A 24119-nucleotide genomic window follows, 5' to 3' on the forward strand; every position below is an offset into this window, starting at 1 on the left:
TGGTGTTTATTTGTTTGACAATGACAGCTGATCCTCTGGCAGTGCTTTGAGTGAACCGTCATTATTTAACACATTACGCCATGTATAACGCGGTTCATAACCAAGGATCTTTTTCGCTTTATCAATTGCCATCAGCGTTTCATATCCTTTTATATCTCTTTTTAAAGAGACATCCGGGAAAAACCGCTTAACTAAGTCTTCGCTCGGTTCTTTCATGATGGTGTCCGGCGCAGTAATATGGAAGACATCGTTTCCGAGATTGTTTTTTTCGACTGCAAGAAGGCAAGCTTGTGCAGCATCTCTGACATCACAATAGGCCCATGCATTTTTCTTTTGTATATCTTTTTGCTGCTCGTTCCAGTGCATGCCAGGGATTTTTTCGTACTCATCAGGCTCGTATATATTCGCAAAACGGAGGGTGACGATTTGTGTATTGGTAAGCTTTGAATACATGTCTGAGAGGATTTCAGTCAGCCGTTTTGCCATGGCATAAGATGATTTTACGATCGTCGGGTGCTCCTCGTCTACAGGAAGGTAGCTGAGCTCTTTCGGGACAAACGGATATCCCAGCACCGTTTCACTTGAAGCCCATACCAGCTTAGGGATTTTAAAATCTTTACAGGCTTCCAGGACATTAAAATTGACGAGCATATTATTTTCAAATATCGCCTGGGAGGTATTCCTGACATCGGTCGGAATATTCCCAAGGTGGACCACAGCATCACAGCCCATAATAAGCTGACATACCTGGCCATAATCCCGCAAATCTGCTTGAATAAATTTTTTCGATGCTGATTCTTCTCTTAATAACCGATCTGACGCTGTTACATCATGGCCGGCCTCCAATATTGCTCTTACGGCCCACCGTCCTATTTTACCTGCTGCTCCAGTTACCACTACTTTCATGTTTTCACTCCTTTTTCTCGCTTTTAAATGAGATCCAGTCCCCTGATTAGAATTCCCGAGGATTACCGTTTTATTAGCAGCAGTTTTCATAGGAGAAGAATAGGAATGTTAAGACAAAACATAATAAAAAAGACACCTCAATAAAAGGTGCCTTTTTATATTACGCTTCTTTCGGTTCTCCAGCTTCGATCAGCTCTTCTGTCGCGAGCTTTTTCACTTCAATGTAAGCGACGTGGTGGCCGTCGATTTCGTTGATGATAAATTCGCAGCCTTCTTCGATGATGGAATCGTCTTTTTCAACATCGTATTTTTGGGTAAGGAACCATCCGCCGATTGTATCGACTTCTTCGTTCTCTAAATGAATGCCGAGCAGGTCGTTTACTTGGTCGATTAACACTTTTCCGTCAAGAATATAATGGCCTTCGCCGATTTTGCGAATTTCGTTAATTTCATCAATATCAAATTCATCGCGGATTTCGCCGACAATTTCTTCAATGATGTCTTCAACCGTTACGAGCCCGGCAGTCCCGCCGTATTCATCAGACAGGATGGCCATGTGGACCCTTTCTTTTTGCATTTTGACAAGCAGATCTTGGATCGGCGCAGATTCAATGACATGAATGATCGGGTTGACGAATTGTGAAATCGTGGAATCAACTGATACCTCGCCGCTGATGCAGGCGGTCAGCACTTCTTTAATATTAATAACCCCGATAATGTTATCCTTATCGCCCTCTTCCACAGGGTAGCGGGTATATTTTTCAATCTGAATGATGTCCATCATTTCAGAAATTCTTATATCATGCGGAAGGCTGACAATTTCGGTCCGCGGAATCATAATTTCCTTCGCGAGCCTGTCGTCAAATTCAAAGATTTTATTCACATATTTAAACTCTGACTGGTTAATTTCACCGCTTTTATAGCTTTCAGACAGAATGATGCGCAACTCTTCTTCAGAGTGAGCCAGTTCGTTTTCTGAAACGGTCTCCAGGCCAAATGCTTTTGTCAATAACCGTGCGGAATTGTTCAAAAGCCAAATGAACGGAAACATGATGCGGTAAAACCAAATCAGCGGTTTCGCAAACAGCATAGACACTGCTTCCGCCTTTTGGATAGCGACTGTCTTAGGTGCAAGTTCTCCGACAACAACGTGCAGGAACGTGATAATGGCATACGCAAAAATAAACGATATGACATGTGAAAGGGAACCTGGAACGTTCAATTGTACGAAAAGCGGGTGAAGCATCCTTTCAATCGTTGATTCACCTAAAACCCCTAATCCAATGGAAGTCAATGTAATTCCGAGCTGACACGCAGATAAATATTCATCAAGATGCGTGGTCACTTTTTTTACGGCTATTGCTGCTTTATTTCCTTCCGCGATCAGCTGATCAATCCGTGAGCCTCTGATTCTGATAATGGCAAACTCAGATGCCACGAAAAATGCCGTCAGGGCGATTAAAACAGCGACAAAAATCAAATTCACTATGTCCAATTAGAACCTTCATCCTAGCAATGAGAATGAAGGTAACACCTCCTGTTAGATAAAATGGTTTTAACTTAACAGCAGCATAAATGATTGGAACACGGCGAGCTTTTCGGGCGGGAGCTTGCTTTTCAGCTTGTCACGCTCCTCGGGCTTCAGCCGTTCAAACCGATGCAAGATTCCGGAGATGTTTTGATTCATATGATCAATTTCTAATGCCAGATTTCCAATTTCATCATCAAGTTTAGCTGAAGAGGGAAACTGGTTCTCCAGTCGATCTTTAATATCGGACAGGGCCAATCGCTGCTTCTTGCAATCTACAATAAATATGAGTCGTTTTAGTGCGTTTTCATCGTAGTAACGGTAATTTGAACAGGATCTGGCCGGCGTAAGCAGACCGAGATTCGTATAATAATCAACTGTTCGTTTCGTTACTCCGGCAAGTGCCGCTAGTTCACTGATGCGATATGTCTCAGCCCCATCTATATCCCTCCCAACCATCACGTTATAGTTATGAGAATAGTTTAATATATGAACGGTGTCTTGCACAAGTTTATTGTTTTTGATGAGTTCGCGAAGCTAATTTAGGCAAGAATATAAATTTAGTGTGTTTTTTGAAAATATCCTATAAAAGCATTGACTAAATGATACATATTTTGCATAATCAAGTGTGATACAGAACGAAATCGAAAAAGAAATAAGGGAAGCCATTCGCTGTTGCGGCACGATGGTGGAACATAGGGAACATAAGCAGAGATCAAGGGAAATGGAAACAATCTCACAAGATTTCACCAGGTTAATATCCTGGCGTGCTAAGCATTGATCTTGCGAACTTTATGATATACAATTTTTTATAACTGTATATTTGATTATACTTGTTTTTATTTTTCTGAATATTCAGAATTTATTCTTTTGCACATAAAGGAATAAATGCTGAATGACCGCACTGTATTTCTAATCAAGGCTCTCGTACTATCAGATGGATATAGATTTGCAATTCTGTTTACTGAGCTTGACGATAAGGATAGGAGAGAGTTCATATGAGAGCAGATATAAAGAGGAATTCTTCATTAAAGCCTCCAAAAGCATAATCGAGAAGAGAGTTCAGCGATGATGCGGCTTGGAATTTGCGGTTTTGGCGGTTTGGCAGCCCTTTGCAAATGCTTCTTTAGTAATTCTCTTGGAAATGTATTGCAGGAATTAAGTTCGCCTTTTATCACGCTGTCTGTGCCAGCCTCAATATCTAGCCTGACAGGCAGCCTCATGTCCGCTTCGCAGATGAAATCATTGACTGTCGGTGAGAGTAATTAATGGTTTGCATATATGTATGTCGAAATTAATCTTTTATGGTCTTCGGATAATTTCGCCAAAAGAAATATTGGTCTTGCTCTGCTGTGAAATAATCAGACTTATTACAAAACAGAAAGGAAGACAAAAGATTGAAAGCATATGTTTTTCCGGGTCAAGGCTCTCAATATAAGGGAATGGGCAGCAACCTATTTGATGAGTTTTCAAACCTGACAAAACTAGCAGATGATATTTTGGGATATTCAATTAAGAATTTATGTTTACATGACGAAAACCAAAAACTAAAACAAACTGAATATACTCAGCCGGCCCTTTTTGTTGTGAATGCATTATGCTATTTAAACAAGGTCAATGAAACAGGAAAAATGCCTGATTTTGTGGCTGGACATAGCCTTGGCGAGTATAACGCTTTGTTTGCCGCGGGTGTATTTGATTTTGAAACTGGATTGCGGCTTGTCAAAAAAAGAGGAGAACTGATGGGCAAGGCCGTTAACGGAGGCATGGCTGCAGTCATCGGTTTTTCTGTCCAAAAGATTAAGCACCTATTAAAAGAAAATAGCCTGCCGGTTGATATTGCTAATGACAATTCACCGACACAAATTGTGATTTCTGGTTTGGAATCGGATATCCTGCAGGCGCAGCCTATTTTTGAAAAGGCAGGCGCAGCTGCTTTTATCCCGTTAAAGGTAAGCGGAGCATTTCATTCCCGTTATATGGCGGATGCGAAAAGAGAGTTTTCCGACTTTCTAGAAGGCATACAACTAAAGACTCCAAAAATTCCTGTTATTTCAAATGTTGAAGGAATGCCTTATGTCCGAGATGACATTAAAAAGAATATTACCATGCAAATTACCCATCAAGTCAAATGGACAGACAGCATAAGGTACTTGTCTGCAATTGGGGTGCAGTCCATTGAGGAAGTGGGTCCAGGTAATGTGCTCACGAAGCTGACGCAAAAAATTCAAAAAGAAGCAGAGCCCCTTCAGCTGAATCATAGGAAAGAACAGTCTGAGCCCGTCACAAAGATTACACCGAAGGCTCTTGGCAGCAATGCATTTAAAGAAGAATACGGCTTACAATATGCATATGTGACAGGTTCTATGTATAAAGGGATTGCGTCGGAACAAATGGTGGTACAAGTCGGAAAAGCGGGGATGCTTGGGTTTTATGGAACGGGAGGCATGAAAATTGAATCAATTGAACGAGCAATTCAATGTATCCAACGTGAAATGACAAATGCTGAATCTTTCGGCATGAACTTACTGTGCAGTCCGGACAAGCCTTATATAGAGGAAGAAAGGATAAAATTGTATTTGCAGTATGGAATAAACATTATTGAAGCAGCCGCCTATATCAGCTTAACAGCTCCGCTCGTGATGTATAGGGCTCGGGGTGTCAAACGAAATCAGAATGGAAAGGTTGAAGCGAAAAACCGGATTTTTGCGAAGGTCTCTCGGCCTGAGGTGGCAGAAGTTTTCCTGCGACCTGCCCCGAATCATTTATTGGAGCAGTTAACTAGGGAGGGGAAAATCTCTCGGGAACAGGCCGAATTAATGAGAGAAATTCCGATGGCTGATAATATAACTGTCGAGGCTGATTCTGGCGGACATACGGACAATGGTTCTGCGTACGCTCTCATGCCAGCTATGATTAAGTTGCGGGATAAGATTCATGCTGAATACCGCTATCCCAAAAAAGTACGAATCGGCTCAGCGGGGGGGATTGGAACGCCAGAAGCGGCTGCTGCTGCATTTATGCTCGGCGCTGATTATATTGTGACAGGCTCCATTAACCAGTGTACTGTGGAAGCCGGGACAAGCGATGCCGTAAAGGATTTGCTTCAGCTCGCGAATGTACAAGATACCGATTATGCTCCAGCCGGAGATATGTTTGAAATCGGGGCCAAAGTCCAGGTACTTAAAAAAGGATTATTTTTTCCTGTCAGAGCTAATAAGCTTTATGACTTGTATCGGAATTATAAATCAATAGATGAAATAGATGAAAAAACGAGAAAAATGATAGAAGATAAATATTTTCACCGGACATTTAAAGAAGTTTATGCAGACATAAAAAAATATAGGTCTCCGCATGAGATAGAAAGAGCGGAACGTCAGCCAAAACACAAAATGGCACTTATCTTTAAATGGTATTTCGGAAACGCAACGCGGCTTGCACTAATTGGGGATGAAGAACAAAAAGTAAACTATCAGATTCACTGTGGTCCTGCTCTCGGCGCTTTTAACCAATGGGTCAAAGGATCAGAACTGGAAAATTGGAGAAACCGCCACGTCCATAAAATTGGAAAAAAATTGATAACGGAAACTGCCGATTTATTGAATCAGCGTTATCTCGCGATGGTCAATTAAAGATAGAATTTTAATTTTTAAGTGCGGAAGGGACAGATGAAATTGGCTGGGTTATCCCGGGAAGTTGAAGAAAACTTAAATAAAGGATCATGGATCCGCAAGCTGTTTGATGAAGGCGCAAGGCTGAAGAAAGAGTTCGGGGATAACCAGGTATTTGATTTTTCAATCGGAAATCCGGTTGTTGAACCGCCTGAAGCTTTTAAGAGAGCATTAATAGAGGAAGCTGCCAAAGGCAATCATGGATACATACAAAATCAAGGGCTTCCGGCAGCAAGAGAAAAAGTCGCGCAATTTCTGAGGTCCCGTTTTGAAGCCGAGTTCTTGGCGGAGCGAGTCGTCATGACGGTAGGCGCAGGCGGCGCATTGAATGTCGCGTTAAAAAGTATCGTAAATCCGGGTGAAGAGGTTATTATTCTCGCACCTTATTTTGCCGAGTATAAATTGTATATTGAGAACTACGGGGGAAAAGCTGTCAGCTGCCCGTTGACGTCCCGGTTTGAGATTGATATTGAGGCGGTGAGACAATCGATTACCTCAAAGACGAAAGGGCTGATTCTCAATACACCTCATAACCCGACAGGCACTGTTCTCAGCCAGAAAAATATAGATGATTTAGGCGCTTTATTAAAAGAAATAGAAGAGAAGAGCGGACAGACGATTTATGTGCTGTTTGATGAACCATACAGTCAATTAATCTATGATGAAGAGCTGGCAAATCCGTTTCAATCGTATCATCGTGTGATTTTGGCGAGCTCATTCAGTAAGGATCTCGGCATAGCCGGAGAGCGGCTCGGGTATATCGGATTAGACAGCAAGATGCCGGATGCCGCCCTTTTGATCAACGCTTTTGTGTTCTGTAATCGAACGCTTGGATTTGTGAATGCGCCTGTCATGATGCAGCGGGCTGTGGCAAGAATGGATGATTTAAGAGTAGACGCAAGCGCTTATAAAGAGCGCAGGGATTTAATGGTCGGCATTTTAAAAGAAGCCGGCTTTGAATTTGAAATGCCGAAGGGCGGCTTCTTTGTGTTTCCGAAATCGCCAATTGAAGATGAAGTCGCATTTTGCGTGCATGCTGCCCAAAAATACAAATTATTAATCGTGCCGAGCAGCGGCTTTGGAATGAAAGGGCACTTCCGTTTATCCTTCAGTGTGCCGATAGAACAGATTAAAAACTCACGGGATATCTTTATTGCCTTATATAAAGATTTTGTGTAAAGAGTGAAGCAAGTGGATGAACAATTAGCCTTAAAAGGAGCGCGACTGTCATATCTTTGTTTCCTCGATACAACCGGCTGATGAGATTTGAAGAAGATATCCAACACATGAATAAGCTAGCTAGAAAGCTAACAGTGCGTGCTGTTAGCTTTTTATATTTGTTTGATTCTCCAAGCCTTTGCCAGCTTTTTTATACCTTGCTTTATCGTTTCTTCAGATAATGCACCAAATCCTAGCAGAACGGCAGTGGATGATGCCGATGACGGTTCCAGATGATAAATGGATGATGGGTACACGTTGATGCCCTCTTTTTTCGCGGCAAGAATCAATTCATTTTCAGTCATACCATTCTTTACTTTCAACAAAATATGTAAGCCTGACCCCTGCCCGGAAACGTCTGCTTGATCCTTAAAGAAATAATTTACCGCATCAACTAAAATATCATGTTTCTTTTGGTATAAATGTCGCATTTTCCGCATGTGCCTTGCAAAATCATTTGATTCCATAAACAATTGGAGTGTCTTTTGCAATATAGGGGACACAATCTGATTATAGCTGTGTGTCTGCTGCTGAAAGCGGTGAAACAAAGAGCGGGGTAGGATGAGATAACTGATTCTGAAAGAAGGTGACAAAATCCTCGAGAAAGTACCGATATAAATCACCCTATCATGCTTATCTAGACTTTGGAGCGCCGGGAGCGGACGTCCATTAAAACGGAATTCGCTGTCATAGTCATTTTCGATTATGTAAGCGTTTTTTTCATAAGCCCACTGCAGCAACTCCATTCGCTTTTTAATCGAAAACGTCATACCAAAAGGGAATTGATGAGAGGGGGTTACATAAACGGCTTGAGCCTGGCTATTATATAAATCTTCCATACTAATACCATCAGACTCCAGGGTTATTGAGCGGTAGCTGAAGGATGAGTATTGTTCGAATATTGCTTTTACCCCAATGTTCACAGCTTCTTCAGTACCTACTATTTTGACATCATCCTTCAGTAGATGAAACAAAAGCTGAAGTGAATGATAGGTTCCTGCACTGATTATAATTTGATCTGGTGAACAGCACACCCCCCGTACTTGATGCAAGTACGAAGCAACTTCCTTTCGTAAGCCATATTCACCCTGCAAGTCAGCGTTTTTTTGGAGCAGATGAAGATTTTCAGACGTTAAACATAAACTGCTCCATTTTTTCCATTTTTTAAAAGGGAAATGATAGAGATCGACATGGTCATAATGAAAGTCGAAACTCGCAATTTGATTTTTGGGGTTCTCTTCTTTGGGTTCTCTGGAAGCTTCAGTTTGCAAAACCGATATGGTTTCCGGTGAAACAGCGTAAAAACCGCTTCTAGGCTTGCTTCTGATGTATCCCTCTTCTAGCAATAGTTCATAGGCATCAGCGATAGGCGTTCGGCTGATTTTTAAATATACTGATAGATTTCTGATTGATGGAAGCCTTGTATCCTGTTTGATTCTCCCCGATACGATTTCCTCGCGTATGTATTGGTACAGTTGTATGTACAAAGGGATATTCGATTTTTCATTCAGTAGCGGCGTGAGTTCAATCACTGATAGTACTCCTTTATTAATAAACTGACATCCAAAAGTAAACAAAAACTGACCATTTAACATTTTCTGAAATTTTGATACGGTAATCATAACATTTCTTCAAACTTATGTATATAATTGCTAGATTTTAATAGTTAAGGATTGTAAGATATGCCTGTCACTTTGCCTCATATCAAACTGATGACCCGTATGTATCTGCATGCCAGCCCATAAAAGGTAGCAGAGCCATCAAGCTGAATCTGAGTAAAAATTCATATCCGCCTCCAGTTTTAGTCAGGGAAGTACTGAGAAGAAAACATGCGATTATATCCGACATCGAATGCTCCGACAGTGCTCCTGCAGCCATCCTCAGAAGCAGAAAGACTGGCCCGTATGTTCTCCGGACTCGTCTTCATAGATGAATTTTATAAGGATTTTGCAGTTTTAAATACATCAGAGATACCCTTGATTTAAGATATGACAATGCGATAGTGGTGTGAACAGTTCCAATATTTTTTCACTTTGTGGTGCCCGTGCTGGCCGCTGTTTTGCTGATAAAGAACTTATCCAGAAATTGATGAGGGTAATGATAATATACGTAAACTGGCTCCAGGCAAAAGCTGACGCTGGCAGCACTGTGTGATTAGGAGGATCTTAAAGCTTAGATCGAAGGATCAGAAGCACAAGCCGCCGCTTAACGGAAAAATAAAAAAACATCGGCTTTGTGTTATACCATCGCAGACGAATTTTGTTTTATGCATTCTCCCTCCCCGATGGTATAAAGGCGGAACAATTGAATTAAGATCTGCTTGAAAACGAATCCATGTCCGGTACCTCAGTGAAAATTTGTTGAAAAACAAGGCTGCGCATCTAGATTGGGACAGAATAAATCCAGATGCTGTGCACAGTCGACAGCTGCTGTTTTGCCGATCAAAGAGATGGCGCCGACATTAAAATGAGATATTTCTATTTTACTTGGAGGATAATATCAAATGAACTGGTATGCAATCTTTGTTGAAAGCGGAAAAGAAGAAATTGTCCAAAAGTATTTGAGCATGTATTTTGATGCGGATACACTTTATTCAATGGTCCCGAGGAGGATTGTGCCCGAACGAAGAAAAGGAAAAATTTATCATGTCATGAAAACATTATTTCCGGGCTACGTACTTATCAAAACAAGGATGAATGGCAACATGTTACATAAAATGCGTTCAATTCCTGACTTCTATCGATTCGTAAATAATGGCAGCTGTTACACTAAAGAAGCCGGGGAATATTATTGTCAAATAAGAGAAGAGGAAATGAGCGTTTTATTTAAATTGATAGAAAAAGGCGACATTATCAGCTATTCGAAGATTAAAATAGAGGAATCCAAAGTTTATGTGGTCTCAGGACCTCTTCACGGGCTGGAAGGCACCATTAAAAAAATTGATAAACGCAAAAAAAGAGCAAAAGTCCAGCTAAATTTGCTCGGTAAAGAACAAACGGTAGAACTCGGGATTGAACTGAGCGTTAATGATTCCGTCCGTTTCTAAAAGTCTAAAAATTAAAAATCATTTTTGGAATGAGTTGTGTTACAATAAAATATACAATTTATAATCAAACTTTGACTTGGAGGTGGTATGATGGGGCCCTCTGCTTAGGCAACAATACACCGCGTACCTCAATGTTAAGGAAAAATGATTATATCAGGAGGTGACTCCTTATCCTTTGATGAGAGGATAAGGTTAAATGGACGATATTGACAGTCTGATTTTAATTGGCGTGCTCATTGCTTTAACCGCGTTTTTCGTTGCAAGCGAGTTTGCGATTGTTAGAGTAAGGAGATCCAGAATTGATCAGCTTATAACGGAAGGAAACAAACGGGCGATACTCGCAAAGCGTGTCATTACAGATTTGGATGAATATTTATCCGCATCCCAGCTGGGCATTACATTGACATCAATCGGACTCGGCGTGCTGGGGGAGCCGGCATTTGAACGGCTGCTGCAACCATTGTTTGAACCGCTCGGCCTGCCGGAATCGGTTTCTCATGCAGTCTCTTTTGCAGTCGCGTACGCCTTGATCACGTTCCTGCACGTTGTTGTGGGCGAACTGGCCCCGAAAACGGTCGCGATTCAAAAGGCAGAACAGCTGACCTTGCTGATAGCGGGTCCATTGCGTTTATTCTATTTGCTCCTGTTTCCGTTTATTTGGATCCTCAATGGATCGGCGCGGCTTTTATGCGGCATGTTCGGTTTAAAGCCTGCGTCAGAACATGATGGTTCCCATTCTGAGGAAGAACTTAGAATGCTGTTGTCTGAGAGTTTAAAAAACGGAGAGATTAATCCGTCTGAATATAAATATGTGAATAAGATTTTTGAATTTGATAATCGGATCGCCAAAGAAATTATGATACCGCGGAAGGAAATGGCCGCTGTATCAACAGAGATGACGATGGCCGAGATGCTTGAAGTCATGCTGAAGGAAAAATACACGCGCTGGCCTGTGACAGACGGGGACAAAGACAGTGTCATCGGTTTGGTCAATACGAAGCATTTGTTTTCTGATTTGCTGTTTATGACAGAAGAGGAACGAATGAAGATGACGATTCATCCGTATGTGCGGCCCGTAATCGAAGTGATTGAAACCATCCCGGTTCATGATTTGCTGATTAAAATGCAGCGCGAACGCATTCATATGGCCATATTGTCAGATGAATACGGAGGGACCTCGGGACTTGTGACGACTGAGGATATTCTTGAGGAAATTGTCGGCGAGATCAGGGATGAATTTGATGAAGATGAACAGCCGCTGATCCAAAAGCTTGGCGACCGCCATTATGTGATGGATGGAAAGGTTCGAATTGATCAGGTGAACAGCCTTCTTGGCGCATCGATTCAAGAAGACGTCGATACGATCGGCGGTCTGATATTGAAAGAAAACATCGATATTGAGGCTGGTGAATCCATCCGCATCGGTTCATATACGATAAAGGTGCTGAAGATGGACGGCCGATTAATCAAGCAAATCGATATAAAAGAAGAGGCCGGCAACACAATCGGGGTTACAGCGCACCATACGCTGCCGATGCCCGAGCCTGTAATGCTGAACAGTGCAACCTTGAGCGAGAAATAAGCTCAAGGTTTTTTTACGTTGCGATTGTCCAGCCGCACCAAAATGCCAAAAGCGACCCGCAAAGCGTCAGGGCGATGTACAGGATGCTTTCCATTACGCGTTTGGCCAGCAGGAGCTGAACACTTTCAACACTGAAAGTGGAAAAGGTCGTAAAGGCGCCAAAAAATCCCGTGCCGATGATGAGGGAGGCCGAAGCATTCGTAACGTGAAGCCCTGTAAACATTCCGAGCCCGAGAGCTCCGAGAATATTAACTGTTAATATGCCAATGGGCAGGCTGAGGCCTTTGGTTTTGGCGGTTATGACATTGCCAAGCCAGAAGCGCAGCATCGCACCAAGTCCGCCCGCTATGAAGATACCTGCTAGTGTCATCTTTCCTGCAGCCCCTTTCTTTGCTGAATGCCTGCAATGCGCCGTCCCGCCAGAACACTAATCAGCGCAAGAACGATTCCTGATATCAATGAAACTGCCATATACAAAACAGCCAGTGAGGATTGTGTTTGCAAAAGCATCACCGTTTCTTTAGAAAATGTGGACATTGTTGTAAAGCCGCCGCAAAAACCGGTGCCTAAAAAAGCCGACAGAAGAGGGCGTTTTGCCCTGATCATAAAAAAGCCGGTCAAAATGCCTAATAGAAGGCTGCCTGCCGCGTTTTCCAGCCAGGTTGCTGCCGGGAACGTGCCGGTGTGTATCCACATGTTTAATCCGTATCGGAGGCAGGCGCCAAGCGCGCCTCCGATAAAAACCGCGCTATATATTTTCATGTTTGCCATCCTTTTTGATGAAATCCGGGTAGTCTGTTACGATGCCGTCCACGCCCATGGCTTGCAATTTTGCTGCTGCCTTTTGATTATTGACAGTCCATGCAAATACTTTTAAGCCGCTTTTATGGGCGGAAGCAATCATTAGCCGGTTGAGTCGTGTGTATTTTATATTGACATAGTTTGCGATAGATTGGCAGGCCTTCAGCTGATTTCTGGACAGCATGCCAAAATTGGGCCTTGTAATGACTGCTGTCGAAATCGATGGATAAAGCTCGCGGAACCGCTGGACGGAGCGGAACTGAAAGGATTGGACAATATTATTAATAGAAAAAGAAAATTGCCCTAACAGCTGTCCCACTTCTTCTTCAATACCGACTTGAGATGAATGGCCTTTTAATTCAATTAAAAGGCCGATTTTTTTGTGGTAGCGCTTGAGCACCGCTTCCAAGGTTGGAATACGCTCTCCCTGAAAAGCGGGGCCGTACCAGCTTCCTGCATCGAGCTTCTGTAATTCCTCCAATGTAAAATCCTTAACAAAACCCGATCCGTTTGTTGTTCGGTCAACCCTGTCATCGTGTATCACAACAATCTGCCTGTCTTTAGTAAGCTGAACATCCAGTTCGATCATATCTGCATTCATTTTCACCGCAAGGTCAAAGGCGGCAATCGTATTTTCCGGAGCGTAGCCGGATGCTCCGCGATGGGCAATGGTGTACAAGCTCAGTCAGCTCCTCGTATGGGCATTTCTGTTATTGTATCAAATCCATATATGCGCGGCGATACAAACTGGTGAATTTTTTCTGCCAGAGCGGAATCGTCCGGGCTGAGCGTTGCGTATAACTAAAAAAAGACACTCAGCGTATCAGAGCATATTTCGTCAGAAAATTAGGTCTTTCGACATGTTCACAACAAATTCTGATCCTTTATAATAGCAAAAAAGGAGGCGAGATCATGGGAAAAGGGAGAATTAGAGTGGAGGAAAGAATTAAAGCCGAAACGGATGCTGAAATGCAAAAAGCAACTCTCCTTGATCAGACACAAACGAAAAAAAGTAAGTGACTGTCCCTATTGAATCTGGCTGAAAAGATGAATTGAGAAATGGCCCCGGCGTTCCGCCGGGGTTTTGTGCTGCAAAAAGACATTTAGAAGAGCATCTTTACGAATCTTTTAGTATAATAAACATTCGATTGGGATAGAGGGGAGACTGTCATGCCAGATTATCTGCAGCAATATTTCACACTTGATAAAATCATACAAATCGGCATCAGCTTGGCGATTTTGCTGGTGTTTCTTATACTTAGAAAACTGTTTACAAGATATTTCTTTAATCTGCTTTTTAATTTGACAAACCGGCCGAAAACAGAAATTTTCAAACAGGTGGTACTTGCGTTTGACAAGCCGGCCAGATGGTTTTTTGTTGCCTTGGGGCTGTTTTTAGCGATCCGCTATTCACCGTTTTTAGACGAGCAAATGCCGGTCATCAGCAAAATATACCGTTCACTGATTGTGGCGCTCTTGTGCTGGGGGCTTTGTAATTTAACCGCAACGTCGTCGTTTATTTTCCATAAGGTGAATCAGCGCTTCGAGCTGGACATGGATGATATTCTGGCGCCGTTTTTATCCAAATTGCTCCGTTTTGTCATTATTGCGCTCAGTGTCAGTGTGATCGCTCAGGAATTCAATTATGATGTCAACGGATTTGTAGCGGGCCTTGGTCTTGGCGGACTGGCTTTTGCGCTTGCCGCGAAGGATACCATCAGCAACTTCTTCGGCGGGATCATTATTATTACTGAGAAGCCGTTTACTATCGGTGACTGGGTGGAGACGTCGACGGTAACCGGATCAGTAGAGGATATTACCTTCAGGAGCACGAGATTCAGAACAGCACAAGGGGCACTTGTAACGGTGCCGAATTCTACGCTGTCGATGGAAGCGATCACGAACTGGACAAGAATGACCAAACGCCAAATTACGTTTTCCATTCATGTGTCCTACGCTACGCCGATTGAGAACCTTGAACGCTCCATTCGTTCTCTCAGAACAATGCTCTTGGAGCATGAAGGCGTTGATAATGAAACGATCATGGTCAATTTTGATACGTTTGCGGACAGCTATTACAATTTATTTTTCAACTTCTATACAAAAACAACGGTTTGGGCTGAAAACCTCGATATTAGAGAGGACATCAACTATAAAATCATTGAAATCCTTGGCGCAGAAGGTGTCGAGTTTGCATATCCCGGCCAAATGGTTGTTGTAAAGCAAAAGCACCAAAACGATCCGTTCCAAGTGAATCTAAATAAAGAGGAAAAGGAACGGGCTTAAAAAGGGGAAGACTTCGTCTGACAGAGGCGGAGTCTTTTTCATGGTAAAATAAGAGAAAAAAGGCGGTGTTGAGGTGGAAACATTCAGAAATATTTTAAATGAAGCGCAGCGAATTGTTGTGCTGACCGGAGCGGGAATGAGCACAGAATCAGGAATTCCCGACTTTCGTTCAGCCGGGGGCATTTGGACGGAGGATGCCTCAAGAATGGAAGCGATGAGCCTTGATTATTTTTTAAGCTATCCGCGTCTGTTTTGGCCCAAGTTCAAAGAATTGTTCCAGATGAAAATGAGCGGCAGCTTTGAACCGAATGAAGGGCACTTGCTTTTAGCTGAGCTGGAGAAGCAAGGGAAGCAGGTCGATATTTTTACGCAAAACATTGATGATCTTCATAAAAAAGCCGGGAGCAGACATGTGTATGAACTGCACGGCTCTATCCAGACAGCAGCTTGTCCGGCATGCGGCGCCCGATATGATCTCCCTTATTTGCTGGAGCGGGAGGTGCCGGAGTGTACGGCAACTGGAAAAGATGGGGAGATTTGCGGAACGGTATTAAAAACCGATGTTGTTCTTTTTGGCGATGCCGTCCTGCACTTTGACACCCTTTATGAAAAACTGGATCAAGCAGATCTTTTATTGGTCATCGGCACGTCTCTCGAGGTTGCTCCGGCGAGATTTGTGCCTGAGGACGCAAGCCGGATTCCCGGCATGAAGAAAGTCATCATTAACCTCGAGCCGACGTATTGCGACAGCTTGTTTGACATGGTCATCCATCAAAAAATTGGAGAGTTTGCCCGGAGTTTGGGCATAAAAAAGTGAGGCCGCACTTATGCGCCTCACTTTTTTTATTCGTGAACAGGAACCATTGTGTCCTCTAACACTCCGAAGGAATAGCCCTTTTCTTTTAGTTTATTGATTAGTACCGGCAGCGCGTTTACTGTAGCAGGAAGATCATGCATGAGAATCACATACGGCCGGCTTGAATGGCCGTGTTCCATATTCTCAAGCTGCTGTAATACTGCAGTCACATATTTTGAATTGCGGTATTTCCAGTCCATGCTGTCGATTGTCCAATCCCAGTACACAAAACCGTCTTTTTCAAGATTGCGGATTTGTGAGGCGGTCAGTGATGGCTTGCTCCCGTATGGCGTTCGGACAAGATCGGTTTTATAACCTGTAATGTCTTGCAGCGTGTCACGCGCCTCCTGCATTTCTTTTAACGGAGATGTCGGCGTTTGATAGAACAGTTTGTTATTATGGGTAACGCCGTGTAAACCGAGTGCGTGACCTTCCTTTTCTGACCTTTTCACAGCTTGTTTGAATTCGTTCATCCGCGGTGACAGCATAAAAAATGTCGCTTTTACATCAGCGCTTTTCAGTACGTCGAGCAAGCGATTTGTAAAGGCTGACGGGCCATCATCGAAGGTTAAGTAAACCGTCTTATCTCCCATGTTCCGCTTTGTCTGCAGATGTTTTATCAGCAGATCGGGGGAGTCGTTTTTCAGCTTCAGGCTTTCCTTCTCATTGCGAAGCTGGCCGTTTGTTGTGACAGTGACTTCCTTTGCTTTTGATGAGCTGTTGGAATAACCTAAAATCACCATAAGCAAAAGCAGCACACATAAAACTGCTAAACTTGCAAATTTAAAAGCAAGCGAAACTGCAGAAGGAGAAGCGTCTCCTCTCGTTTGTCGCATAACAATCTCTCCATTGGCATAAAATCTCTACATACCGCTGTACAGCAGGCAGCTTATGAAGATGCCATATGTTTACAACCTATGTATTACCAGTCAAGTATACAGGAATAAAACCTGGAAAGAACATAGGGAATTTGTCGAAATATCAGATTTTAAGGGAAAAATAAACTCCTTCCCGCTATAGATCTCTTGATCTTTCTGTTTTTCAGCTTGTCCAATATGATAGAATAAGTGACAACAACAGCTTGAAAAGCATCAGGGAAAATCTCGAAAAGGGAGGGCTTTTATGAAGGTTTTAGTCAATGGCCAGCTGATTGGGCGCAGCGAAGCATCGATCGATTTGGAGGATCGCGGTTATCAGTTTGGTGACGGTATCTATGAGGTTATCAGGGTGTACAAAGGGGTATTGTTCGGCTTGCGCGAGCATGCGGAGCGTTTTTTCAGAAGTGCGGCTGAAATCGGGATTTCACTGCCGTTCAGTATAGAAGATCTCGAGTGGGACCTGCAAAAGCTTGTACAGGAGAATGCGGTCAGTGAAGGAGCGGTATACATTCAGACAACAAGAGGTGTGGCGCCGCGAAAACACCAGTATGAAGCAGGACTTGAGCCGCAGACGACTGCTTACACATTTACTGTGAAAAAACCGGAGCAAGAGCAGGCATACGGAGTGGCAGCCATTACAGATGAGGACCTTCGCTGGCTGAGATGCGACATCAAAAGTCTGAATTTACTGTATAATGTTATGACAAAGCAAAAAGCCTATGAAGCTGGAGCATTTGAGAGCATTTTAATGAGAGACGGCGTTGTCACGGAAGGTACATCCTCTAACGTTTATGTTGTTATCAATGGAACGGTGCGAACACATCCTGCTAACCGGCTCATTCTTAATGGAATTACACGGATGAAGATTTTAGGGCTGATTGAAAAGAATGGGATCAAGCTTGATGAGAAGCCTGTCAGTGAGGAAGAGCTGAGACAGGCGGAAGAAATCTTTATTTCCTCAACGACGGCAGAGATCATTCCGGTCGTGACGCTCGATGGAGAGTCGATCGGAAGCGGTAAACCCGGACCGGTGACAAAGCAGCTTCAGGCTGCTTTTCAAGAAAGCATTCAGCAGGCCGCAAGCATTTCATAATGAAGCATAAAAAAAGAGCCCGCTTTGCAAGCGGCTCTCTTTTTATTTTTTAACAAATCCAATCAAAATGGAGATCATCGGTGATATATAGAGGAAGAACGTAAACGGGATATAGTCTATGACGGGAACACCAAGCGCGCTCGCCATAAAAGCGCCGCTGACGCCCCAAGGGATCAACGGGTTAATCAATGTCCCGCCGTCCTCCAATGATCTTGTCAGAAATTTTCGCTGGATGTTTTGTTTGTCATATAAGGATTTAAATGATTGTCCCGGTATTAATATTGATAAATACTGTTCGCCGGTTGCAAGATTGACGCCGATGCTTGAGCCGACGGTCGCCGCAACAAGACGGCCTTTTGAGCGGATGCCTTTCATGACGCCTTCCAAAAGTGCAGAAATCAATCCGATTTTCTCCATTAATCCGCCCAGTGCAAAAGCAATCATAATGAGAGAGACAGAGCCCATCATGGATTGCAGTCCGCCTCTGTTGATAATTTTTGCGGCCGCTTCATTGTCAGTTTGGAACGTCGTGCCATTTTGCAAAGCTGTCATAAACGCCTGCAAGCTGCTGTCAGGTACAAAAATAGCAGTCAAAATTCCCGAGGAAATAATTCCGATAGTCAGAACGGGAATTACAGATACACGCTTAATCGCCAGCAAAACGACTAAGAGCGGGGAAAGAAGAGCCCACGGTGTCACGTTTGCGGCATCCTTTATACCGGTGATGACATGTTGGATATCATCGGTTGAAGCAGCATCCGCTGATACAGATAAACCGAGAAAGTAAAACAAAACGATGGTGATAAGCAAAGCCGGAATGGTAGTGCCCATCATATGGCGAATATGTTCAAAGATCGGTATTTCGCCTATGCCGGCGGCGAAATTGGTTGTGTCCGACATCGGAGACATTTTATCACCAAAACAAGCACCGCAAATGACTGCGCCTGCTGTCCATTCAAGGGGAACGCCGGCCGCACTCGCCACGCCGATCAGCGCTACCCCAATCGTGCTCACAGTTGTCAGGCTTGAGCCGACAAGTGTGCTGATGATCATGCATGAAAACAAAGCTGTCAAAAGAAGGTGGCTTGGTTCAATAAAGGACAGGGCATAGACTGTCACGGACGGTATTGCGCCGCTGTACATCCAAGCGCCGATTAAGATGCCGATCAGCGCCAGAACGATAATTGGCTGTGCGCCGTTTTTGATCCCATCCACAATCCCTTTTTCTAGGGTCTTCCAAGAAAAACCGAACCATAAACCGGCTGCTGAAAGCATGACAACACATAGAAACAGCGGGATATGCGGTTCTGTATGAAGAAAGAATAAGCAAGAAATAATGATGCCTAACATGAATATAAATAAACCGACGGCTAACGGAAACGTCAGCTTTTTTTGAGAATCCAAAATAACACCCCATATATATCTTTAATGCTTTTGTGCTTTTGGGCACGAAAGCATTATAACAGAAAAAAACGAAAATCTATGTTTTTTCACAATTATGAATATAAAAAAGCGAGCACAGGGCGTGCTCACTTCACGATCAGAACGGGTATATCAGATTTCGCTGAAAGCTTTTCACTTACACTTCCGAATATTAGCTTTTTCAGCCTGTTTTGGTCTCTGCTTCCGGTTACGATCATATCGGCAGAAATGCGGTTTGCATGTTCGATAATCGATTCAGCCGGATCACCTTCTAATATATCGATATCTCCATTTGCCTGCTGGTCATTCAGCATCATTCTGGCTTCGGCGATGACTTCTTCCGTACGGTCTTCATAGATCATTGGCTCAGGTGGTGCAACATCTGATATCAGCGGATCAGGAACACTTGTCATGCCTCCGCCAATATAGCTTGCCCCTGCTGCGGGCCTCGGCGGGTCGATGATGGTTTGATTGTCTTTCATATCATGTGAATGGGCGACGGTAATGGCGGCATTTACGGTTTTAGCAAGATCGATGGCTGTCTGAAGCGCTTTCTTACTATTTTCACTTCCGTCAAACGCGACAATGATACGGTCAGCATGAAACATCATTCTCACCCTTTCAAAAAACGTCTTACAACACAATACCCGGATTTGAGTACAATTAACCTTTTCCTATTCAAGTCATGATTGACAAAAAAAGGTTTTGTTTATATGATGAAAAAAGATGAAATCAGAATGGAAGGAGGGTTTGCTATGCCAAGGAATTTGCGTGTTTATCAAACAGTTTCATATTGGCGCGGCAAACCCTATGTTCTGTTTAATTGAACGGTTTTTTGGGTCGAGCCGCGCGCTGAAAAGCGCTGTGCATATCATATCGGTTAGAAAAGGCATGGAGCTGACGCTTCATGCCTTTTTTATATACAAAATCTAAGGAAAGACAGGTGTATGGGATGTGAAGACAAATACAAAGGCGAGGGCAGCTCATGTCAAGCTGAACGAAAAAAGCTGCAAGGAAAAAATAGAAGGCGGCTGATGAGGAGATGGGAATCGATGTTTTCAGTATTGAAAAAGCTTGGCTGGTTTTTTAAAGCTTACTGGCTGCGCTATACGATTGCGATTGTACTTTTATTAGGAGTCAATGTAATTGAAATGTTTCCGCCTAAGCTCTTGGGGAACGCCATAGATGATATGAAATCTGGGGCGTTTACTGCGGAAGGGCTGCTGTTTTATATCGGTATCTTTTTTGTGCTGACAGCGGCCGTGTATATCATGTCTTATTTTTGGATGCATCAGCTGTTTGGCGGAGCGAATGTGATGGAGAAAATTCTTCGTACGAAGCTGATGGGACATCTGCTGGCCATGTCACCGCCGTTTTATGAAAAAAACCGTACAGGCGATTTAATGGCACGGGGGACGAATGATCTTCAGGCCGTCAGTTTAACGACGGGGTTTGGCATATTGACGTTAGTCGACTCTACGATGTTTATGATGACGATCTTTTTGACGATGGGTTTACTGATTAGCTGGAAGCTGACCTTTGCCGCCATTATCCCGCTTCCCGTCATGGCGATTGCAATCAGTCTATACGGAAGTAAAATTCACGAGCGGTTTACGGAGGCCCAAAATGCGTTCGGGGCGCTGAATGACAGGGTGCTTGAATCTGTTTCAGGCGTGCGGGTGGTTCGCGCGTATGTACAGGAAACAAACGATGTCCGCCGGTTTAATGAAATGACCGCCGATGTTTATCAGAAAAATATGAAAGTGGCTTTTATTGATTCGCTGTTTGAGCCGACGGTGAAGCTGCTTGTCGGCGCCAGCTATCTGATTGGGCTCGGCTACGGAGCGTTTCTAGTGTTCCGGAATGAGCTGACGCTTGGCGAGCTTGTTTCCTTTAATGTTTATCTCGGCATGATGATTTGGCCGATGTTTGCAATCGGTGAACTCATTAATGTGATGCAGCGAGGCAATGCGTCATTAGATCGGGTAAATGAAACCCTATCTTATGAACCGGATGTGACAGATCCAAAGCAGCCAGCTGAATTGAAAGAGCCTGGAGATATCGTTTTCAGCCATGTCAGCTTTACATATCCAAGCTCAACAAGCAGCAATATTCAAGATATTTCTTTTACAGTGCGAAAAGGACAGACTGTCGGGATTGCCGGTAAAACCGGTAGCGGAAAAACGACGATTATTAAGCAGCTTTTGCGCCAGTACCCTGCCGGTGAAGGGAGCATCACATTCTCAGGCGTGCCGATTGAGCAGATCCCTCTTGACCGGCTCCGCGGGTGGATCGGATATGTGCCGCAGGATCATTTGCTGTTTTCACGGACGGTAAAAGAAAATATTTTATACGGAAAACAGGATGCAAGTGATGAAGAGGTTAAGCAAGCGATTGCCGAAGCACACTTTAAAAACGATTTACACATGCTTCCGTCCGGTCTGGAGACAATGGTCGGTGAAAAAGGCGTGGCGCTGTCCGGCGGGCAAAAGCAAAGAATTTCGATTGCGAGAGCACTCATGGCGAATCCGGAGATTTTGATTTTGGATGATTCGCTTTCTGCTGTAGATGCCAAAACAGAGGCGGCGATTATCAGCAATATCAGAGAAAACCGCAAAGGAAAAACGACATTTATTTTGACGCACCGTTTATCCGCGGTAGAGCATGCTGACCTGATCCTTGTGATGGACGGCGGCGTGATTTCTGAGAGAGGCACGCATCAGGAACTGCTGGCCAATAATGGGTGGTACCGGGAACAATATGAAAGACAGCAGCTGTTCACTGCGGAGGAAGGGGGAACAGGGGCATGAAAACAGGGAAAACGTTATGGAGATACGCACTCCTTTATCGAAAATTGCTGATCACAGCCGTCCTATTGCTTGCGATCGCTGTCGGGGCAGAACTGACCGGGCCGTTTATCGGCAAAAAAATGATTGACGACCATATCCTTGGCATTGAGAAAACATGGTATGAAGCTGCGGAAAAAGATAAAAACGCCGTTCAGTTTCACGGCGTCTCTTATGTCAGAGAGGACCGTACGCAGGGACCTGTTTCTAAAGAAAAAGAAGCGCATATTTATCAAGTGGGAATGGCGTTTTATTTTGTTGATCAGGCGGTCAGTTTTGACGGAAATAGAACGGTTTCTGACGGAAAGCTGACGATTACAAACGGCGATGAGAGCCGGACATATGCTGCCGAAAAGCTGTCAAAGCAGGAACTTTTCCAGTTCTATCAACCGGAAATAAAGGGAATGGTGTTTCTGATCTGTCTGTATGGGGGCTTGCTCGTCTTTTCGGTATTCTTTCAATACGGACAGCATTATTTGCTGCAGATGAGCGCCAACCGCATTATCCAAAAGATGAGGCAGGACGTGTTTTCGCACATACAAAAAATGCCGATTCGCTATTTTGACAACCTTCCGGCCGGCAAAGTGGTTGCACGGATTACCAATGATACGGAGGCCGTCAGGGATTTATATGTCACAGTGCTGTCAACATTTGTGACAAGCGGAATTTATATGCTCGGGATATTCACGGCTTTGTTTCTGCTGGATGTTAAGCTCGCGTTTGTGTGTCTGGCAATTGTGCCGATTATCTGGCTGTGGTCGGTCATATACCGAAAATACGCGTCTTATTACAATCAAAAAATCCGTTCGATCAACAGTGACATTAACGCAAAAATGAATGAATCCATTCAAGGCATGACGATTATTCAGGCTTTCCGTCATCAAAAGGAAACGATGAGAGAATTTGAGCAATTAAATGAATCTCATTTTTACTTTCAAAACAGGATGCTGAATTTAAACTCCTTAATGTCCCATAACCTTGTCAATGTGATCCGGAACCTTGCGTTTGTCAGTCTGATCTGGCATTTTGGCGGTGCAAGCCTGAATGCGGCCGGGGTTGTTTCCATCGGTGTGCTGTACGCGTTTGTCGATTATTTAAACCGGTTATTTCAGCCGATTACAGGCATCGTCAATCAGTTTTCAAAGCTGGAGCTTGCACGGGTCTCCGCCGGCCGCGTTTTTGAACTGCTTGAAGAAAAGAATACGGAAGAAGCGGGTGAACCGGCGAAGGAGCACGCGCTGGGGCGGGTTGGATTTCGTGATGTGTCATTTGCCTATCAAGAAGGTGAAGAGGTATTAAAGCATATTTCCTTTACCGCCCAAAAAGGCGAAACCGTAGCGCTCGTCGGCCATACCGGATCAGGAAAAAGCTCAATTTTGAATCTCCTGTTTCGTTTTTATGACGCACAAAAAGGGGATATTCTGATTGATGGGAGAAGCATTTACAACATGTCAAGACAGGAACTCAGATCCCATATGGGCATTGTGCTTCAGGACCCGTACTTATTCTCGGGCACAATCGGTTCTAACGTAAGTCTGGATGACGAGAGAATGACTGAAGAAAATATCAAAAAAGCATTGCGGCAAGTCGGAGCCGAGCCGCTTCTGGAAAAGCTTCCGAAAGGCATTAATGAACCTGTGATTGAAAAAGGGAGCACGCTGTCCTCTGGAGAGCGGCAGTTAATTTCTTTCGCAAGAGCTTTGGCGTTTGATCCCGCCATTTTGATTTTAGATGAAGCAACGGCACACATTGATACAGAGACAGAGGCCGTGATTCAGAAGGCGCTCGATGTCGTCAAACAAGGACGCACAACCTTTGTCATTGCCCACCGGCTTTCAACAATCAGAAACGCGGATCAGATTTTGGTCCTCGATAAAGGAGAAATTGTTGAGAGAGGGAACCATGAGGAATTGATGGAGGTCAAAGGCCAATATTATCAAATGTATGAGCTGCAAAAGGGTCAAAAGCATTCCATTGCATAACGCT

General features: G+C 43.7%; 21 protein-coding genes. 11 read left to right on the forward strand and 10 right to left on the reverse strand.

Annotated elements, in window-relative coordinates; all coding sequences use genetic code 11:
• Positions 1-6 precede the first annotated feature (6 nt).
• From LWH95_RS13390 to cueR, 3 genes are all read right to left on the reverse strand, one after another.
• Positions 7-906 (reverse strand): NAD-dependent epimerase/dehydratase family protein, encoded by a 900-nt coding sequence (locus tag LWH95_RS13390; RefSeq protein ID WP_003239553.1) that lies wholly within the window; start codon positions 904-906, stop codon positions 7-9.
• A 160-nt stretch (positions 907-1066) separates the two neighbouring features.
• Complete coding sequence (locus tag LWH95_RS13395) at positions 1067-2401, reverse strand: hemolysin family protein (RefSeq protein WP_003239552.1); 1335 nt, start codon at positions 2399-2401, stop codon at positions 1067-1069.
• Between the two features lie 60 nt (positions 2402-2461).
• Complete coding sequence (cueR, locus tag LWH95_RS13400) at positions 2462-2893, reverse strand: Cu(I)-responsive transcriptional regulator (RefSeq protein ID WP_003239551.1); 432 nt, start codon at positions 2891-2893, stop codon at positions 2462-2464.
• Positions 2894-3831: 938 nt separating this feature from the next.
• Between cueR and fabD the strand changes: the two genes are divergently transcribed.
• Both fabD and LWH95_RS13410 read left to right on the forward strand, forming a co-directional pair.
• Positions 3832-6066 carry an ACP S-malonyltransferase gene (gene fabD, locus LWH95_RS13405; RefSeq protein WP_232919754.1) on the forward strand — a complete coding sequence of 745 codons (2235 nt, stop codon included), beginning with the start codon at positions 3832-3834 and terminating at the stop codon, positions 6064-6066.
• Positions 6067-6102: 36 nt separating this feature from the next.
• The gene (locus LWH95_RS13410) at positions 6103-7284 is read left to right on the forward strand and encodes a pyridoxal phosphate-dependent aminotransferase (protein ID WP_232919755.1); all 1182 of its coding nucleotides are present in this window, start codon (positions 6103-6105) and stop codon (positions 7282-7284) included.
• Between the two features lie 152 nt (positions 7285-7436).
• Here LWH95_RS13410 and pdxR read toward each other — a convergent pair whose 3' ends face one another.
• A complete protein-coding gene (gene pdxR / locus LWH95_RS13415) occupies positions 7437-8855 on the reverse strand; it encodes a MocR-like pyridoxine biosynthesis transcription factor PdxR (RefSeq protein WP_232919756.1) in 1419 nt (472 codons plus the stop codon).
• Positions 8856-9826: 971 nt separating this feature from the next.
• On the opposite strand from pdxR, the gene loaP reads away from it, so the two are divergent.
• Both loaP and LWH95_RS13425 read left to right on the forward strand, forming a co-directional pair.
• Positions 9827-10369 (forward strand): antiterminator LoaP, encoded by a 543-nt coding sequence (gene loaP, locus LWH95_RS13420; protein ID WP_232919757.1) that lies wholly within the window; start codon positions 9827-9829, stop codon positions 10367-10369.
• A 196-nt stretch (positions 10370-10565) separates the two neighbouring features.
• Entirely contained in the window at positions 10566-11951 is a 1386-nt protein-coding gene (locus LWH95_RS13425) for a hemolysin family protein (protein ID WP_060398268.1), read from the forward strand.
• Positions 11952-11964: 13 nt separating this feature from the next.
• Here LWH95_RS13425 and crcB read toward each other — a convergent pair whose 3' ends face one another.
• The 3 genes from crcB to LWH95_RS13440 are packed head-to-tail and all read right to left on the reverse strand — an operon-like array spanning position 11965 to position 13431.
• Entirely contained in the window at positions 11965-12321 is a 357-nt protein-coding gene (crcB, locus tag LWH95_RS13430) for a fluoride efflux transporter CrcB (RefSeq protein ID WP_232919758.1), read from the reverse strand.
• Positions 12318-12713, reverse strand: coding sequence for a fluoride efflux transporter FluC (locus LWH95_RS13435; protein ID WP_232919759.1), 396 nt, complete (start codon positions 12711-12713; stop codon positions 12318-12320). The genes crcB and LWH95_RS13435 overlap by 4 nt, the downstream gene beginning before the upstream one ends.
• Entirely contained in the window at positions 12700-13431 is a 732-nt protein-coding gene (locus tag LWH95_RS13440) for a glycerophosphodiester phosphodiesterase (protein WP_119913612.1), read from the reverse strand. The genes LWH95_RS13435 and LWH95_RS13440 overlap by 14 nt, the downstream gene beginning before the upstream one ends.
• A 233-nt stretch (positions 13432-13664) precedes the next feature.
• Between LWH95_RS13440 and LWH95_RS13445 the strand changes: the two genes are divergently transcribed.
• From LWH95_RS13445 to srtN, 3 genes are all read left to right on the forward strand, one after another.
• Positions 13665-13772 (forward strand): YhdX family protein, encoded by a 108-nt coding sequence (locus LWH95_RS13445; protein WP_003224203.1) that lies wholly within the window; start codon positions 13665-13667, stop codon positions 13770-13772.
• A 150-nt stretch (positions 13773-13922) separates the two neighbouring features.
• Positions 13923-15038 (forward strand): small-conductance mechanosensitive channel protein MscY, encoded by a 1116-nt coding sequence (gene mscY, locus LWH95_RS13450; protein ID WP_003239536.1) that lies wholly within the window; start codon positions 13923-13925, stop codon positions 15036-15038.
• 73 nt (positions 15039-15111) lie between these two features.
• The gene (gene srtN, locus LWH95_RS13455; protein ID WP_232919760.1) at positions 15112-15855 is read left to right on the forward strand and encodes a sirtuin NAD-dependent deacetylase; all 744 of its coding nucleotides are present in this window, start codon (positions 15112-15114) and stop codon (positions 15853-15855) included.
• A gap of 26 nt (positions 15856-15881) precedes the next feature.
• Here the strand turns inward: srtN and LWH95_RS13460 are convergent, their stop codons facing one another.
• Entirely contained in the window at positions 15882-16730 is an 849-nt protein-coding gene (locus LWH95_RS13460; RefSeq protein WP_133488100.1) for a polysaccharide deacetylase family protein, read from the reverse strand.
• A gap of 286 nt (positions 16731-17016) precedes the next feature.
• Between LWH95_RS13460 and dat the strand changes: the two genes are divergently transcribed.
• Positions 17017-17865, forward strand: a complete 849-nt coding sequence (gene dat / locus LWH95_RS13465) for a D-amino-acid transaminase (RefSeq protein ID WP_003239533.1) — start codon at positions 17017-17019, stop codon at positions 17863-17865.
• A gap of 42 nt (positions 17866-17907) precedes the next feature.
• Here the strand turns inward: dat and nhaC are convergent, their stop codons facing one another.
• Both nhaC and LWH95_RS13475 read right to left on the reverse strand, forming a co-directional pair.
• Positions 17908-19269 carry a Na+/H+ antiporter NhaC gene (gene nhaC / locus LWH95_RS13470; RefSeq protein ID WP_119913614.1) on the reverse strand — a complete coding sequence of 454 codons (1362 nt, stop codon included), beginning with the start codon at positions 19267-19269 and terminating at the stop codon, positions 17908-17910.
• A gap of 125 nt (positions 19270-19394) precedes the next feature.
• Positions 19395-19895, reverse strand: a complete 501-nt coding sequence (locus LWH95_RS13475; RefSeq protein WP_003239531.1) for a universal stress protein — start codon at positions 19893-19895, stop codon at positions 19395-19397.
• Positions 19896-20058: 163 nt separating this feature from the next.
• On the opposite strand from LWH95_RS13475, the gene LWH95_RS13480 reads away from it, so the two are divergent.
• The 3 genes from LWH95_RS13480 to bmrD all read left to right on the forward strand — a co-directional run bounded on the left by LWH95_RS13480 (position 20059) and on the right by bmrD (position 24115).
• Positions 20059-20220: a hypothetical protein gene (locus LWH95_RS13480; RefSeq protein ID WP_019257926.1), complete on the forward strand. Its 162-nt coding sequence runs from the start codon at positions 20059-20061 to the stop codon at positions 20218-20220.
• A gap of 119 nt (positions 20221-20339) precedes the next feature.
• Positions 20340-22097 carry a multidrug ABC transporter ATP-binding protein BmrC gene (gene bmrC / locus LWH95_RS13485; protein ID WP_148982684.1) on the forward strand — a complete coding sequence of 586 codons (1758 nt, stop codon included), beginning with the start codon at positions 20340-20342 and terminating at the stop codon, positions 22095-22097.
• Positions 22094-24115, forward strand: a complete 2022-nt coding sequence (gene bmrD, locus LWH95_RS13490) for a multidrug resistance ABC transporter ATP-binding protein/permease BmrD (protein ID WP_232919761.1) — start codon at positions 22094-22096, stop codon at positions 24113-24115. The genes bmrC and bmrD overlap by 4 nt, the downstream gene beginning before the upstream one ends.
• Positions 24116-24119 lie beyond the last annotated feature (4 nt).

Origin of the sequence: Bacillus sp. G16 (genome assembly GCF_021282335.1) — a bacterium.
In the GTDB taxonomy this organism is placed as follows: Bacteria; Bacillota; Bacilli; order Bacillales; family Bacillaceae; genus Bacillus; species Bacillus inaquosorum.